Source organism: Thalassorhabdomicrobium marinisediminis, from assembly GCF_003072065.1.
Taxonomy (GTDB): Bacteria; Pseudomonadota; Alphaproteobacteria; order Rhodobacterales; family Rhodobacteraceae; genus Octadecabacter; species Octadecabacter marinisediminis.
This window is the reverse complement of record NZ_QCYG01000001.1, coordinates 291,008-306,759: the sequence shown is the minus strand read 5'-3', so window position 1 is coordinate 306,759 and position 15,752 is coordinate 291,008. Positions and strand designations below refer to the sequence as shown.

The 15,752-nt window shown below is 64.4% G+C and carries 15 protein-coding genes; 10 read left to right on the top strand and 5 right to left on the bottom strand.

Annotation, left to right across the window (positions count from 1 at the left end; genetic code table 11):
• The first annotated feature begins 44 nt into the window (after nt 1-44).
• The 6 genes from cysG to DC363_RS01510 all read left to right on the top strand — a co-directional run bounded on the left by cysG (nt 45) and on the right by DC363_RS01510 (nt 5,547).
• Complete coding sequence (gene cysG, locus DC363_RS01535; protein WP_108639361.1) at nt 45-1,442, top strand: siroheme synthase CysG; 1,398 nt, start codon at nt 45-47, stop codon at nt 1,440-1,442.
• Nucleotides 1,442-1,747, top strand: coding sequence for a DUF2849 domain-containing protein (locus DC363_RS01530; RefSeq protein WP_108639360.1), 306 nt, complete (start codon nt 1,442-1,444; stop codon nt 1,745-1,747). Before cysG ends, DC363_RS01530 begins: the two co-directional genes overlap by 1 nt.
• Nucleotides 1,740-3,416: a nitrite/sulfite reductase gene (locus tag DC363_RS01525; protein ID WP_108639359.1), complete on the top strand. Its 1,677-nt coding sequence runs from the start codon at nt 1,740-1,742 to the stop codon at nt 3,414-3,416. Before DC363_RS01530 ends, DC363_RS01525 begins: the two co-directional genes overlap by 8 nt.
• Entirely contained in the window at nt 3,406-4,125 is a 720-nt protein-coding gene (locus DC363_RS01520; RefSeq protein WP_108639358.1) for a phosphoadenylyl-sulfate reductase, read from the top strand. The genes DC363_RS01525 and DC363_RS01520 overlap by 11 nt, the downstream gene beginning before the upstream one ends.
• A 57-nt stretch (nt 4,126-4,182) precedes the next feature.
• Nucleotides 4,183-4,608, top strand: a complete 426-nt coding sequence (locus DC363_RS01515) for a DUF934 domain-containing protein (RefSeq protein ID WP_108639357.1) — start codon at nt 4,183-4,185, stop codon at nt 4,606-4,608.
• Nucleotides 4,609-4,686: 78 nt separating this feature from the next.
• Nucleotides 4,687-5,547, top strand: a complete 861-nt coding sequence (locus tag DC363_RS01510) for a ferredoxin--NADP reductase (RefSeq protein ID WP_108639356.1) — start codon at nt 4,687-4,689, stop codon at nt 5,545-5,547.
• 72 nt (nt 5,548-5,619) lie between these two features.
• Here the strand turns inward: DC363_RS01510 and DC363_RS01505 are convergent, their stop codons facing one another.
• Nucleotides 5,620-6,492, bottom strand: a complete 873-nt coding sequence (locus DC363_RS01505) for a hypothetical protein (RefSeq protein ID WP_108639355.1) — start codon at nt 6,490-6,492, stop codon at nt 5,620-5,622.
• A 198-nt stretch (nt 6,493-6,690) separates the two neighbouring features.
• Here DC363_RS01505 and infC point away from each other — a divergent pair, with 198 nt between their 5' ends.
• Nucleotides 6,691-7,242 (top strand): translation initiation factor IF-3, encoded by a 552-nt coding sequence (gene infC / locus DC363_RS01500; protein ID WP_108639354.1) that lies wholly within the window; start codon nt 6,691-6,693, stop codon nt 7,240-7,242.
• Between the two features lie 148 nt (nt 7,243-7,390).
• Here infC and DC363_RS01495 read toward each other — a convergent pair whose 3' ends face one another.
• The 4 genes from DC363_RS01495 to DC363_RS01480 all read right to left on the bottom strand — a co-directional run bounded on the left by DC363_RS01495 (nt 7,391) and on the right by DC363_RS01480 (nt 13,967).
• Entirely contained in the window at nt 7,391-9,442 is a 2,052-nt protein-coding gene (locus DC363_RS01495; protein WP_158270816.1) for an OmpA family protein, read from the bottom strand.
• Nucleotides 9,443-9,526: 84 nt separating this feature from the next.
• A complete protein-coding gene (locus tag DC363_RS01490; RefSeq protein ID WP_108639352.1) occupies nt 9,527-11,218 on the bottom strand; it encodes an FAD/NAD(P)-binding protein in 1,692 nt (563 codons plus the stop codon).
• Between the two features lie 35 nt (nt 11,219-11,253).
• Nucleotides 11,254-12,735 (bottom strand): UdgX family uracil-DNA binding protein, encoded by a 1,482-nt coding sequence (locus DC363_RS01485; protein WP_108639351.1) that lies wholly within the window; start codon nt 12,733-12,735, stop codon nt 11,254-11,256.
• A complete protein-coding gene (locus DC363_RS01480) occupies nt 12,732-13,967 on the bottom strand; it encodes a putative DNA modification/repair radical SAM protein (RefSeq protein ID WP_108639350.1) in 1,236 nt (411 codons plus the stop codon). Before DC363_RS01480 ends, DC363_RS01485 begins: the two co-directional genes overlap by 4 nt.
• Before the next feature lie 215 nt (nt 13,968-14,182).
• On the opposite strand from DC363_RS01480, the gene DC363_RS01475 reads away from it, so the two are divergent.
• Genes DC363_RS01475 through DC363_RS01465 form a run of 3 tightly spaced genes read left to right on the top strand, consistent with a single transcriptional unit; the run spans nt 14,183 to nt 15,687 of the window.
• A complete protein-coding gene (locus tag DC363_RS01475) occupies nt 14,183-15,130 on the top strand; it encodes a YihY/virulence factor BrkB family protein (RefSeq protein ID WP_108639349.1) in 948 nt (315 codons plus the stop codon).
• Nucleotides 15,131-15,166: 36 nt separating this feature from the next.
• Complete coding sequence (locus DC363_RS01470) at nt 15,167-15,325, top strand: YqaE/Pmp3 family membrane protein (RefSeq protein WP_108639348.1); 159 nt, start codon at nt 15,167-15,169, stop codon at nt 15,323-15,325.
• Nucleotides 15,325-15,687, top strand: coding sequence for a DUF4112 domain-containing protein (locus DC363_RS01465; protein WP_108639347.1), 363 nt, complete (start codon nt 15,325-15,327; stop codon nt 15,685-15,687). The genes DC363_RS01470 and DC363_RS01465 overlap by 1 nt, the downstream gene beginning before the upstream one ends.
• Nucleotides 15,688-15,752: the final 65 nt, after the last annotated feature.

Sequence of the window (15,752 nt, the reverse complement as noted above, 5' to 3'; positions counted from 1 at the left end):
TCGGGAAAATATTCTATCTCTACCCCAAGCAAGGGGTCTGACCGATGAAACACTTTCCTATCTTCCTCAATCTCGAAGGCCGCAAGGTCGTGCTCTCCGGTGGCGGAGAGGCCGCGCTCGCCAAGTTGCGGCTGATCCTCAAGACCGAAGCCGTGGTCACGGTTTTCGCCCCCGACGCTGCGCCGGAGATCCGGGATTGGGCGGCACAGAGAAGACTTACCCTGATCGAACGCCCGCTCCGCGCCGGTGATACCGTCGGCGCAGCGCTATTCTATGCGGCTGATGAGGATGACACCGAGGATGCCCGCACCGCCGCCCTCGCCCGCACGGACGGGGCGCTGGTTAACATCGTCGACAACCTTCACGACAGCCAGTTCATCACCCCCGCCATCGTCGATCGCGACCCGGTCACCGTGGCCATCGGCACCGAGGGTGCGGCCCCGGTGCTGGCCCGGGCGATCAAGACCGATTTGGAAGAACGTCTTCCCGCCTCGCTTGGCACCCTCGCCCGGATCGGCAAGGGCTTCCGCACCATGGCCGAGAAACTGCCCTTCGGGGCCGCGCGGCGGACGTTCTGGTCTGACTATTATTTCAACGCAGGCCCCCGTGCGATTGGCGGCGGAGAACGTGCCGTTGAAGCAGCCCTTGACGATCTGCTGCACGACCACCTGACCCGCAAGGCCCGCCCCGGCCACGTGGATCTGGTGGGCGCGGGCCCGGGCGATCCCGATTTGCTGACGCTCAAGGCGCGCAAGGCGCTGGATCAGGCGGATGTGGTGATCCACGACCGCCTTGTCACCCCCGAGATCCTTGAGCTCGCCCGACGCGAGGCAATCCTGATCGACGCGGGAAAGCAGGGCTTCGGCAAGGCCATGGCGCAAGAAGATATCAACGCGCTGATCGTCGAACATGGGCTGCGCGGGCATCACGTCGTGCGCCTGAAATCCGGCGATCCCACCGTCTTTGGCCGTCTGGACGAGGAAGTCGAGGCCATCGAAGCGGCCGGTCTGCCCTACACCATCGTGCCCGGCATCACATCCGCCTCGGCCGCCGTGGCGGGCATCGGGCAAAGCCTCACCAAACGCGGACGCAATTCCGCCGTGCGCTTCATCACCGGACACGACACCAAGGGCTATGCCGAACACGATTGGCGCGCGCTGGCCGAGCCGGGACAGGTGGCGGCGATCTACATGGGCAAGACCTCGGCGCGTTTCGTGCAAGGTCGGCTGCTCATGCACGGGGCCGATCCGGCGACCCCGGTGACAGTGATCGAAAACGCCTCACGCGCCGATCAGCGGGTGATCGCGACGACGCTTTGCGCACTCGAACCCACGTTGACCGACGCCGCCTTGTCCGGCCCCGCGCTGATCTTCCTTGGCCTTGCGCCCCGCGCCGCAAGCGCCGCTGCCCAATCCTTCGTTCCCAATCAGGAGGCCTTGTGATGCCCCGCACCTTCACCCCCAAAGTTGTCACCGCGAACCGTCTGCTGGAGGGCGACGCCGTCTGGCTCACCGCGAACGGCCATTGGTCGCCGCGCATGGACGACGCAGAGCTGATCACCGACGCGGGCACGGCCGAGCTACGCCTTCTGGACGCCGAGACACAGGCTCATCTGGTCGTTGGCGCCTATCTGGCCGACGCGCGACCCGATGCGGCGGGTCCCGCCCCCACCCACTTCCGAGAGAGCTTCCGCACCCGCGGCCCCTCGAACTACGCCCACGGCAAGCAGGAGCGCGACCATGTATAAATACACCGACTTTGACGAGGCGTTCGTGCGCGAACGGGTCGCCCAGCTCCGCGCGCAGGTGGAGCGCCGCATCGACGGATCGCTCACCGAGGACGAATTCAAACCGCTGCGCCTGATGAACGGGCTGTATCTGCAATTGCACGCCTACATGCTGCGCGTGGCCGTGCCCTACGGCACGCTCAATTCCGCGCAGATGGATCGGCTGGCCCATCTGGCCGAGACCTACGACAAGGGCTACGGCCATTTCACCACGCGCCAGAACATCCAGTTCAACTGGCCCGAGCTGCGCCGCGTGCCCGACATGCTGTCGGACCTGGCCGACGTCGGAATGCACAGTATCCAGACCTCGGGCAACACGATCCGCAACGTCACCGCCGATCATTTCGCAGGCGCCGCCGCAGACGAGATTGCCGATCCGCGCCCGGTCGCCGAGCTGCTGCGCCAATGGTCCACCGATCACCCGGAGTTCCAGTTCCTGCCGCGCAAGTTCAAGATCGCGATCACCGGCTCGCCCAACGACCGGGCGGTGATCAAATCCCACGACATCGGGCTGCGCATCGTTGAGCAGGACGGCGTGCGCGGGTATGAGGTGATCGTTGGTGGCGGGCTTGGCCCCACCCCGATGATCGGCAAGGTTATCAATGACTTCCTGCCCGAAGCTCATCTTTTACCTTATGTTGAGGCGATCGTCTCGGTCTGGAACCAGATCGGCCGTCGCGACAACAAATTCAAGGCCCGGATCAAGATCACCGTGCACGAGCACGGCATCGACGAGATCCGCCGCCGGGTCGACGCCCGCTTCGCAGAGATCCTGCCCGGATTCAGCGGCGTCGATCAGCAGATTCTGCGCAGCATCGAAGCCCAGTTCGCACCGCCCGCCTTCAAGACCGCCGACACCAGAGGTTATGAGGCCGCGCGGCTGGCGAACCCCGCCTTCCGGTCCTGGAGCGACACCAACCTTACCCCGCACCGAGCCGAGGGCTATGCCATCGTCAGCATCTCGCTGAAGAAACACGGGGCCACGCCGGGCGATGCTACGGCCGAGCAGATGCGGGTGATGGCGGACCTCGCGCGGCGTTTTAGCCATGATGAGCTGCGCATCAGTCATGAGCAGAACGTCATCCTGCCCCATGTGCACCGGGACGACCTGCCGCAGGTCTATGCTGCCCTGCGCGATGCCGATCTGGCGACCGCCAATATCGGCCTCGCCTCGGACATCATCGCCTGCCCCGGCATGGATTATTGCGCGCTGGCGACCGCGCGCTCGATCCCCATCGCGCAAGAGATCGCGACCCGCGTCGACGCGCTGAAAATCGAACATGATCTGGGACACCTGAAGATCAAGATTTCCGGCTGCATCAACGCCTGCGGGCATCACCACGTGGGCCATATCGGCATCCTCGGCCTCGACCGTGCAGGCGTGGAAAATTACCAGATCACGCTGGGCGGCGATCACACCGAAACCGCCGCCGTGGGCGAACGGGCCGGTCCGGGCTTCAGCGCGACCGAGATCGTGCCCGCCATCGAACGGCTGATGCTGGGCTATCTGGACCTGCGCGAGACCGAGAAAGAGACCTTTCTGCAAGCCTACCGACGCCTTGGGCCCGCGCCTTTCAAGGCCGTGCTCTACCCGGAAACCGCCAGGAAAGAGGCCCGCAATGCCGCTTGATGGACGCACGCAAACGCTGAACCGGATCTACCGCGACCGCAGCGCGGTGGATGTCGTCGACGTGGCATTGAACACGCTGGGGCAGACTGCTGTAGTGAGTTCCTTCGGCGCGGAGTCGGTCGTGCTGCTGCATCTGGCAGCCCAGATCGACCGGACAATGCCGGTGCTGTTCATCGACACCGAAATGTTGTTTCCCGAAACGCTCGCCTACCAGCGCGAGGTGGCCGACGCGCTGGGGCTGACCAACATCCAGACCCTGCGCGCCCCGCGCGAGGTGGTGTTCGAGCGGGACAACGAGAACCTGTTGCACCTGCACGACCCCGACGCCTGCTGCGCCCTGCGCAAGATCGAACCGCTGCAAAAGGCACTGCGCGGCTACGACGCCTGGATTTCGGGCCGCAAGCGGTTCCAGGGCGGCGCACGGACGGCGCTGGACCTGTTCGAGGTGGACCGCCCTACGGGTCAACTGCCCCGGATCAAGGTCAACCCGCTGGCCCATTGGGACAGCGCCGATCTGCGGTCCTATATCGAGCGGCACCGGTTGCCACGGCATCCGCTGGTGGCGCGCGGCTATCCGTCCATCGGCTGCATGCCCTGCACCAGTCGCGTAGGCGCCGGAGAAGACGCGCGCGCCGGACGCTGGCGCGATCAGGGTAAGACTGAATGCGGTATTCATTTCGCGGACGGCAGCGCGCAACGGGCTGTTTGAATTGAGTTTATCGGGTCAGATGAAGTGGCATCTACCCGCAGGGAAAGGACCGAGATGATGAGTGTGATCGTCACCGATACAGGATTTGCGCAAGAGGATCAGAGCTGGTGCTTCGTCGCCCCGGGCGAGCAGGCCGCGAACGATTGCGCCGGCGTCGCGCTGGATGTGGCTTCGGATTGCGACCCCACAACGCTCGCGCCGCTTCTGGCGGGGGTTGAAATGGTGCGGGTGGATTTCCCGAGTTTCAGCGACGGGCGCGGCTTTACCGTTGCGGCGATGTTGCGGCGGATGGGCTACGCCGGGCGGTTGCGGGCCAAAGGCCACGTGATTGCCGATCAATATGCCATGGCGCGGCGGGCGGGCTTTGACGAAGTCGAGATCTCGGAGGATCTCGCCGCCCGGCAACCGGAACCCCAGTGGCTGGCCCGGGCGGACTGGACCGCGCGCAACTATCAGGCGCGCCTGCGCGGCGTTTTGGCCTAGGGCGCCCGCTTCCCCTTTAACTGCTTTCAACGACAGCGTAACAGAGGGGCGCAGGCCCAAGACCTGCTCCGAAATGACATGACAGAAATGACCCCCGTGACCCAGTCCGACACCCAGACCCCGATCAAGGCGAGCCCGACCCTGCCCGACGCGCAAACCGTCACGCAGGTCACCCATTACACCGACCGTCTGTTCAGCTTCCGCTGCACGCGACCGGCGTCGATGCGGTTCCGGTCGGGCGAGTTCGTGATGATCGGCCTGATGGGCGATCCTCATCCCGAGACGGGCAAGCAGCGGCCCTTGTTGCGCGCCTACTCCATTGCCTCGCCATCCTGGGATGAAGAGCTCGAGTTCTATTCGATCAAGGTCCCCGATGGGCCGCTGACCAGCCGGTTGCAGCACATCAAGGTGGGGGATGAAATCATCCTGCGCCCCAAGCCCGTTGGTACCTTGGTTCATGACGCGCTGCTGCCCGGCAAGCGGCTGTGGTTCTTCGCCACCGGCACCGGCTTTGCACCCTTTGCCTCGCTTCTGCGGGAGCCGCAGACCTATGTGGATTACGACGAGATCATCATCACCCACACCTGCCGTGAAGTGGGCGAGCTCACCTATGGCCGCGACCTGATCGAGGCCCTGAAGCACGACGAATTGCTGGGCGAGGTGATCGGCGACGGGTTCTGGAAGAAGATCAAATATTATCCGACCACCACCCGCGAGGAGAGCCCGAAGATGGGGCGGATCACCGATCTTATGCGCTCGGGCGAGGCTTTTGCCGATCTGGAGGTGCCCCCGCTGAGCCCCGAGACCGACCGGGCGATGATCTGCGGCAACCTTGCGTTCAATCTTGAGCTGAAGGACATGCTGGAAGGCTATGGGCTGGTCGAGGGCGCAAATTCCAACCCGCAGCATTACGTGGTCGAGAAAGCCTTTCTGGACTAGAGAGGCCGACACCCGGACAGCAAAAAGGCCGCTCAGGAAGAGCGGCCTTTCGCATTCTGGGATGGCCCCGTCTTACTGATCGAGCGCGTCGCGCAGACGTTCCAGCGTTCCTTCCAGAAGGTCCGGATTGCGCTCTGCACCGATCAGACCGGCGCGGAACACAGCCTTTTGCTGGTCGCTCAGGTCGGAGTCGGCCACCACTTCGGCGGCGGCGTCGAAGTCGAAGCCTTCGACGGTCAGCGCGGGGTTCACGTCGTCAGTCCCCGAAACAGCCTCTTCGATCGCGGCGACCCCTTCGGACACCTCGGTGCTGATTGCATCCACCGCGTCCTCAACGGCGTCGACGGTGACAGAGGCGTTGTCCTGCGCCTCATCCACGGCGGCTTCAACTTCGGCCGCGTCCTCTTCCACGGCATCCACAGTTGCAGCCGCTTCGTCTTCGGCAGCAGCGGCGGCAGCAGCGGCTTCTTCTTCGGCCGCAGCGGCCAGCGCTTCGACTTCAGCAGCAGCTTCGGCAGCCTCTTCTTCGGCGGCCTCGGTCGCGGCCTCTGCTTCAGCTTCGGCAGCCGTAGCCAGCGCTTCGGCTTCGTCCTCAGCCGCAGCGGCCTCTTCCTCGGCGGCAGCACGGGCGGCAGCCAGTTCCTGCTCAGCCGCTTCTGCCGCAGCCTCAGCTTCTGCTTCCGCCTGTGCGGCCAGCTCGGCGGCTTCTTCCTCGGCAGCGGCGGCTTCCAGCGCCTCGGCCTCGGCCTGTGCTTCTGCCTCTGCGGCTTCGGCTTCAATCCGGGCTTCTTCTGCAGCGGCCTCTTCCGCGGCGGCCTTGGCGGCAAGCTCGGCCTGCGTCTCCGACAGTCCCAATGCCTGCCCCGGAGTATTGCCGTTCACGCCCCACTGATAGCCGAAAAAGGCCAGCAAAACGATGACGACAATTGCGATCGTCCCTCTCATGATCTTCGTCCTTCACATATTCCGGCCCCCTAATGGACCTTGTCGGGCCGTATGGCATGCAGTTGCAGCGAATAAAAGCCACAAGGCGGCCGTCGAATAAGTCGAAACAGCCCGGGATACGGGCTTTTGCGCCTTGAATTGCAAGGGGGAGCCCGCTACGTCTAAGCCTCTAGTCACAACAATCGAAGGACAAGACCCATAGCCCGCAGACCCCATAATGCGCCCCCAACGCGCGACACCGGACCCCGTATCAATGACCGCATCCGTGCCCCCGAAATCCGCCTGATCGGCGCTGACGGTGAAAACGTCGGTGTGGTCTCGCCGGCGCGTGCAATGGCGCTGGCCGAAGACGCTGGACTGGACCTGGTCGAGATCTCGCCCAATGCTTCGCCGCCCGTGTGCAAGATCATGGACTATGGCAAGTTCAAATACGAGACCCAGAAGCGTGAGGCCGAGGCCCGCAAGAAGCAGAAGATCATCGACGTGAAAGAGGTCAAGTTCCGACCCAACACCGATGAGAACGACTATCAGGTCAAGATGCGCAACGTCGTCCGGTTCCTTGAGCATGGCGACAAGGTCAAGGTCACGCTGCGATTCCGCGGGCGTGAGATGGCGCACCAGAACCTTGGGCGTGAGCTGCTGGAACGGGTGGCCGAGGACACCAAGGAGCTTGGCAAGGTCGAGAACTTCCCCAAGATGGAAGGCCGCCAGATGGTGATGATGATCGGGCCACTGCCGCAAAAAGGCTGACATCCGGTCAACGAGATTTTGCAAGAGCGCCGATTCCGAAAGGGTCGGCGCTTTTTTGTGGCCGCTTTGGTGTTTTTGTTAAACCGCGGCACGAAAAAGCGCCCGCTTGGGGAAAGCGGGCGCTTGGTCGTTTTAGTGGTGTGGCGGGTTACCGCAGCAACTCGGTGATGTTGCGCACAACGGCGCGGCGGTTCGCCTGTTCGGCTTGCAGGGTGCGCACCTTGAGGTGGGCTTCGCCATAGCCTTGCGTGATCAGGTTCGCCGGTGGCACGTCAAAGTACTCGGTCAGCGCCAGTGCCACGGTTTCCGCGCGCCGGTCCGACAGGGCGAGGTTGTAGCTCGCGTCGCCCACTGCGTCGGTGTGGCCTTCCACAAGGAACACCGCTTCGGGGCGGCGGTCGATGTAGTCGCGGATCGCGGTGCCAAGCAGTGCCAGCTCGCGGGCCTGATCGGGCTTGATCGCGGCAGACGCCGTCTCGAAGGTGATGCTGTCAAGTTCGATCACCGGAGCCAGTTCGCGCACTTCCTTGATGTTACGCACCTGACGGAGCGAGAAGGTGCGGTCAATCTGCGTGTCGATGTTCGCCGCAAGCGCCTGACGCAGCTCTTCCTCGGTCGCGATGTTGGTCACGCTGGCCGCAGGAGCGGTCTGTTTGGGCAAGGTGGTCACGTCGACCTCTTGCTCGGCTTGCGTGTCGTCGAACAGCTCGACTTGGGTGCCGTCCGCCTGAACCAGCGCACGGCGCAACACGCGGCCGTCGTTGGCGCGGATCGTCACGACCTTGGTGCCATCGTCACGGGTGACGGTGGTGCGGGTCGAGCCATCACTGAACTGCTCGGTCTGAACCTGTGAGCCGGGCTGGCGCAGCAGCACGTCATCGTTCTTGAGCACGCGCAACTCACCGGACTCGGTCTCAACCACGATCCGGTCGCCGGAGTTCGAAACGACCTCGTCCCCGTTGTCCAGGATCGAGCCGATCGCAACCGCGCCAAGGCCCAAAAGCAGGGCCCGCTCGAAGCTTGACAGGCCGTCGTCGTCATCGTCCGCTTGCGCCGAGACATCGTCATTCACGGCGGTGTCGAAATCCTCATCGGCCGAGCGCACGTCCTCGTCGGTCACCTCTTCGGTGGTCACTTCCGCATCGGCGCTGCCTTCGGTTTCGGCATTGGCGGCTGCGGCGGCGGGGGCTTCCTCAACGGTTTCTTCAGGCGTCGGAGCGACTTCTTCCGGCACTTCTTCGGTCTCGCCCGTCACTTCGCCGTCAAGGGTCGGGTCGCCTTCGGTGCCGGCTTCCCCCTCAACGGTGCCATCCACTGACGCTGCGTCATCGGCGTTTTCCTGATTGGCCAGTTCCTGTTCAATAGCGTCGAACAGGCCTTGATCCTCGGTCGGGTCAGCCTCCACAGCGCCATCGACGGAGCCTTCGGTCTGGGTCTCGCCTTCGACGTCTCCCTCTGTCTCGGCTGACGTTTGGGCGTCTTCAACCTCGGCTTCGGGTGTGACCTCTTCGGTCGTCACGTCACCGGCTTCGGGGGCTGCGTTCGGGTCCTGCTGCGCGTCGACTTCGGGCAGTACGGTGGGGTCCTGCTGGGCCTCAACCTCCGGTTCGGGGGTTGCGTTCGGATCCTGACCGGCTTCGACCTGTGGTTCGGGATCGACGGACACCTCGCCTTCGACATTGGCTTCGGGATCAACCGTCGCGTCAACCTCACCAGTCACCTCGGCCCCGCCGTCCAGAACGTCGGCTTCCTCACCTTCGGCGGGTGCCGCCTCCGGCGTTTCCTCGTCGGCCATCGGCTCGATCTCATCAATGTCGAGCAGTTCACCGGCGACGGGCGCTTCCGGGTCGGCCTGTGCCGCCACAGCCGCGTCATATTGCGCCTTCAGCTCGGGCGAGAGGTCCGCCGCAACCGCACCGTCGATCATCTCGACCTTGGTGCCGCCCAGCAGACGGTCTTCGACGAGGTAGAACGTCCCCTCTCCCTGAGCCGCTTGCGCGATCTCGCCGCTGTCTTGGGCCTCGCGGAATTGGGCTTCGGTTTCGATCACGTCGTCATCGGCCACGCAGGGCACCATGGGGGCGTCAAGCGTGCAGGACGGCATGATCTGCTGCGCCCAACCGGCGGACGCGGCAAGCGAAAATGTCACCGCAAGGGCGGTGGTGGACCTCAGTTTGAGGGGGTTGAATCTGCTTGTCATCGGACAATCCTTTCCTGTTTCGCCCCGCGGGGCGGATCGAACGACTAACGGATGCGGCATCGAAGAGTTCCCGACAGAGGCCTTTCACTCCGGCGGATTGTTGCCCAATCCCTGCGGGGCCTGCCCGCCGCCGGTGGCATGGCGCTGCATGACGCCATCGGCCCAACGGTGGGTGGCGGCGCCGAAACAATCGTGGATCGAATCCACCGCGATGACACTGCCCAAGGCCATGCGCCCCAAAAGGCACAGGTTCGTCACGCCCTGCCCGCGCGCGGCGATCAACCCGCCATCCGCTGCCGTCTGCGCGCCCAACCCCTCGGCCACGGGGGTGATCCACCCCTTGCGGCGCAAAGCCTCGAACAGTGGCTCGGTCACGCGGTCCAGATCCGGCGGCGGCAGGACGGCGTCCACCATCACCGTCGCCCTGCGTTGTTCGCTGCCGTCGCGCAGTAGCCATCCGCCGTCGACCATCTCGATGTCCGGGTCTTCTGCCTCGACAAAGCTGACCACGCCTGCTTCGACCAGCATCAACAGCTCGCGCGCCGAGCGCAGCGGCGGCCCGTAAGAGTAGCGCGACAGCCCTTCGTTGAAGCCGACCAACGCCTTGGCGGTCTGCGGAAGCACGGTTTCCGGGTTGAACGCCTTGCGGATCGCGTTCTCGAGCTTGCGCATCACCTGCCCCACGGTGAAGCCCACGTCGGCGGGGCTGCGCCCTTCGGCCATGGCGATAGTGTGCTGCAACGTCTGCAGGGGCGGCAGGGTGGCCTGCCCACCGGGATCGGTCTGCTCGGTGGCCAGCCATCGATCCACATCGGCCGCGGTCGCCGGGCTGCCCACTTCATCAAGAATGCGCACCACGGGCGGGGCGAGCCCTGCGCAGAACGTCATGAGCGCGCCGTCCGGACCCTGCTGCATGCCCGAACACAGGGCGTCGATGATCGATGCGAGCTCCCTGTCGGAAAGATCGAAAAGCTGGTCGACCGCTTGGCTTACCGGCTTGGGCGCCGGGGGCTGGCCATTGAGCGAGAACGGCAAGATCCGCGCGGGTTCCCGGCCCGAACGGCGATAGCCCGACGCGGTGAACTCGCCGCCCAGCCCGGTGGTGAGCACGCGCAACACATCCATCGTCGACAGGCCCAGCCCGCGAATGGCCACGGTCTGCCCGGCCCAACCCTGCGCGGCCTCAAGCAAGGCACGGTCGGGATAGGCGGCGCGCAGTGCGCCATGGCCCGCAGCCACGTGATCGATCCAAGCGGCAAGCTGGTCATCAGGCCGCGTCTGCGGCTGGCCGAGGGTCAGCAGAACGTCAGCATAGGGGCCGATCCACGCGCCGTCCGTCTCCAACCAAAGCCCATCCGCGCGTTGCTCGACGTCTGAAACCGTGCGTTTGCGAATGTTCAACGACAGGACATCTGAGTTGAGCGCGCGCACCTGTGACAGACGGTCCGCAAGGTAAGAGCCGAGGGCCGCGCGGGTGGGGAAATGGTCAGCGTCATTCGCGTCGGTGTCGGGGGCGTCGAACACCGGCACCCTCTTCCCCAGCGCGGGATCCGGCGCGATATCCAGCGCGCGGGCGGGCGTGTTGAGCAAGCAGCAGTCTGTCTGATCGGGCGAGAAATTCGGCCCCGCGCCGGGGTGGTCGACCGTGTCGAATGCATCGACCTGAAGGTGTAATCCGGCCTCTCTGGCGCGCAGGATCAAGGCTTCGACCGCCCCGAGCCCCCGCGGCCCGAGGCCTACGATCGCCACCCGAAGGCCCTGCTTTAAATCCGTCATCCCCGCCCTTTCATCCCATAAGCACACCCGACCCGTCAGTGGGCGCGGCGCATCGGTGCGCCATCCTCCTCCACCGGTCTTTCGGTTGAGATAGAACGGCTGAGCCTATGGGCGAGGGCGAGATCCTGACGAAACGCCTCTTCCGCCTGCGCCCGCTGGTCCGTGTCTCGCAGGCGCAACATGTATGAGGGGTGGTAGGTCAGGATCAGCGCGGTGCCATCCTCCAGCGTCGAGACCCGCCCGCGCCGCGTGCCGATACCGCGCCCGTCCCCGGTCAGCGCGGTGGCCGCTGTCGCCCCCATGGCCAGAATGACCTTGGGCTGCACCGTCGCCCGTTCCGCATCCAGCCACCACTTGCACTGATCGATCTCGGAGGTATTGGGCCGCTGGTGCAACCGCCGCCGCCCCTGTGGCTTGAATTTGAAGTGCTTCACCGCGTTGGTGACGAATGCAGTCGTGCGGGCGAAATCCACCTCGCCGGCCAGACGGTCGAAGAGCTGCCCCGCCGGTCCGACAAAGGGCCGACCTTGCAGATCCTCCTGATCGCCGGGCTGTTCGCCCACGATCATCAGCGCCGCCTGTGACGGGCCCTCACCGGGGACGGCCTGCGTGGCCATGCAATACAGCGGGCAGCGGGTGCAGGCGGAAATCTGGGCGCTCAACTCATCCCGCGAGCCGCTCCAGCGCGACCCGAAGGCGGCAAGCTGTTTCTCCACCTTCCCAGCGCGCAACGGCGGCAAGGTGGGGGCCGCCTCGTTCATGGCGCGCACCCGGGCGGGGGCGCTGGCGATCAACTCGGGGATGGCCGCCGCCTCGGGCATGTTCTTCCAGTACTTCTTCGGCATCTCCGACTGCATGGCCTTCACCTTCAGCCTCGCGGGATTGAAAATGTTGCGGAAATAGGTCGTCCAGAGCTCCTCGCTCGCATCTTCGGGAAGCGGCGGCTTCTCTTGCCCCTCATGGAAGGTCAGTTCGCCGCCGATGAAGGATGCGCTCACATCCGGGGTGAGGATCCGCCAGTCCATATCGCCGAACCGCCGCGCGAAGAACGGGGCGGTGGGCTCGACCGTGTGGTGCGTGGGCTCGAACCAGGCCACGAAAGACCGGCGCGCATCGGACGCAGAGCCAAGATCGCGGAAACGCACGAAGGCCTTCATCTTGTGCTGGCAGCGATGCACGTTCTTCTCCATTCGTCGCAGGGCGGCGAGGTCCGCATCGGCGCGGTCGGTCATCAGGTGGGGCGCATCCTGCGAGCGCCAGAGCACCCGATAGAGCAGAGCGAACCGCGCGGGATCGCTGTGCCAGACGACCGACTGCGCAAGGCTCAGGAAGCTGCGCGGTACGGTGATCGCACCGGACGCAGGCGGCGCGGGGGCGGCATCGAACAGACCCGCTGGCGCATCTTCATCCCCCCAAGCGATATCGGCTGGCGGCACGCCCGCCCCCAAAAGCCCCCGCGCCGCGTCGCGCCAAGCCTGCGCCGTGCCGATCCTGGGCAGGGTGATCCGGTGGCTCATAGCAGCGTCAGTTGCTCGGGCGGCGGGGCGAATTGCGCGCGCAGATTGGCGCTGTCGATCAGCCCCCCGGGCGACCAGCCGCCGGCGGTCACAAAGGTCCGCGCCTTTTTCATCGGCACCCCCATGCGGGTCAGATCCTCATAGCGCAGCGTGCGGTGACGGCGGGTCGTGAGGATCCGGTTCACCGTTTTCACCCCGAACCCCGGCACCCGCAACAAAAGCTCACGGCTGGCTTTGTTGACGTCGACGGGAAACAGCCCCTGATGGGCCAGCGCCCAAGCCAGTTTTGGATCGTAGTCCAACTCAAGATTGCCGTCCGCCGTCACGCCGGTGATCTCGTCCAGCTCGAACCCGTAAAACCGCAACAACCAGTCTGCCTGATACAGCCGATGCTCGCGCTGCAAGGGCGGGCGCACCAGCGGCAGCGCCTTGGTGCTGTCGGGAATGGGCGAAAAGGCGGAATAATAGACCCGTTTCAGGCCGTAACTGGAATAAAGCCGCGTTGACTGGCCCAGAATGGTCGCGTCGTTGGAAGCATCGGCCCCCACGATGACTTGCGTGGACTGGCCTGCGGGCGCGAATTTGGGCGGCCGCTTGCCCGTATGGCTCTTGTCGCTGCTTTCGACCTTGCGCGTCTTCACATAGGCCATGGCGCGGCGGATCTGGCCGGGGTCTTTTTCCGGCGCATATTGCGTGACCGAAGTGTCCGTCGGAAGCTCCACGTTGATCGACAACCGGTCCGCCAGCCGACCGGCCTCGGCGATCAACTCGGGCGCCGCATCGGGAATGGTCTTGAGGTGGATGTAGCCGCGAAAGTTCTCCTCTCCGCGCAGTTTGCGGGCGATCTGCACCATGTCGGACATGGTCACATCGGGGGACCGGATAATGCCCGAGGACAAAAACAGCCCCTCGATGTAGTTGCGGCGGTAGAACTCGATGGTGAGCTTCACCACCTCGTCCACCGTGAACCGCGCCCTCTCGATGTTCGACGACACGCGGTTCACGCAATAGGCGCAATCGTAGATGCAGAAATTGGTCATCAGGATTTTTAGCAGGCTGATGCAGCGTCCATCCGGCGCATAGGCGTGGCAGATCCCGGCCCCGTTGTTGGACCCCAACCCCTTGCCGTCGCGCGAATCCCGCTTCGTCGATCCCGATGACGCGCAAGAGGCATCGTATTTCGCTGCATCGGACAGGATCGCAAGCTTGTTCTGTAAGGTCTGGCTTTTCATGTGTTCACTATATGTTCCATATGCGCCCCGTTCAACGGGGGCGAAAGTTAACACAAGTTACCCCGGCGGGATTTGTCCGGCGCGCAGGGGTCAAACGCCGCCCGACTCCCCCTGCCCCGTGCAGATGTCAGCGCAAAACCGCCGAAGTGCGCGGAACTTATGCGGTCGGAGGGGGGTTTGCCCCCTGAACACATCACAAATACCCGAGGACAGCCATGGCCCGAGGTCGTCACGCCTCCACCCCGACCGAAATACCGCCCAAGGGATGGAAGGATGTCGCCTTCCGCCTCAAGGACGAGATTGCCGCCGATCACGTGGGCCTTATTGCCGCGGGCGTGGCCTTTTACGGCCTTCTGGCGCTGTTTCCCGCGATCACGGCCATGCTGGCCATCGGCGGGCTGCTGATCGAGCCGAACCAGATCATCGAACAGATTTCCACCATGAAGGGGCTGGTCCCCGACGAGGTGATGACGATCATCGTCGATCAGGCCACCGCCGTCGCAGGCAGCCGCGAGGGCGGGCTTGGGCTGGCGGCTGTTCTGGGTCTCCTCATCGCGATCTATTCCGCCTCGAAAGGCATGAAAAGTCTGATCGAGGGGATGAACGTCGCCTATGACGAGGATGAATCGCGCGGGTTCATCAAGCTCACCTTCATCACACTGGGCCTGACCCTGTTTCTGATCTTCGGGCTTCTCGTCGGGCTCGGTGCCACGCTCGTCGTTCCAGCCGTCCTGTCCTTACTGAATGCGGGCTGGCTGGCCGAGTTGATCGGCACGATCACGGTCTGGGCCGGGCTGATCCTGCTCACCCTTTTCGGCCTTGCGGTGCTTTACCGCTACGCCCCGTCCCGCGACAAGCCCGAGTTCAAGTGGGTCTCACCCGGGGCGCTGGCCGCCTGTTTCCTCTGGATCGTGGGCTCTGCGGGGTTCGCCTTCTACGTGGGCAACTTCGGGTCCTACAACGAAAGCTTCGGTTCACTGGCCGGGATCGTCGTACTGCTGATGTGGTTCTGGATTTCCGCCTTCATCATCCTGCTGGGGGCTGAATTGAACGCCGAACTCGAAGCGCAAACGACCTATGACACCACCGTCGGCCCGACCCAGCCCATGGGCGAACGGGACGCCGAGAAAGCCGACAACCTCGGCGAAGCTCACAAGGGCTGACCCCCTTAGTTTCAACCAACATCAAAGGACATTTTCATGGATCTCATCCGCATCATCGTCGCCGTTCTGCTGCCCCCTCTGGGCGTTTTCCTACAGGTCGGCTTTGGCAAACACTTCTGGTTCAACATCATTCTGACCCTGCTGGGCTACATCCCCGGCATCGTACACGCCATCTACATCATCGCGAGGGACTGATGGCGACACCTGATCTTGCCCACCTTGACCGGCTGTCGTCGATGCTCGACAGCCGGTTCCGTCTGCCCGGAACCAACATGCGGTTCGGCTGGGACACGATCGTCGGGCTGGTGCCCGGCGTTGGCGATGCCGTGATGCTTGTCCCGGCCGGATACCTCATGTTTCAGGCCTACCGGATGGGCGCGCGCAAACGCACGCTTGCGCGGATGGCCCTGAACACCGGCCTTGATACCACCGTCGGGGCGATCCCGCTGCTGGGCGATCTGTTCGACATGGCGTTCAAGTCCAACAATCGCAACGTGGCGATCCTGCGCAAGGAGATAGAACGCCGCGGTACCGGCCCTGCCCCGACCCGCCGCTGACTTGAGCGCACGCCGCCGCGCGCTACTTTTACCGATACCCTCGCGCTGCGACCCCGCACTGCGCC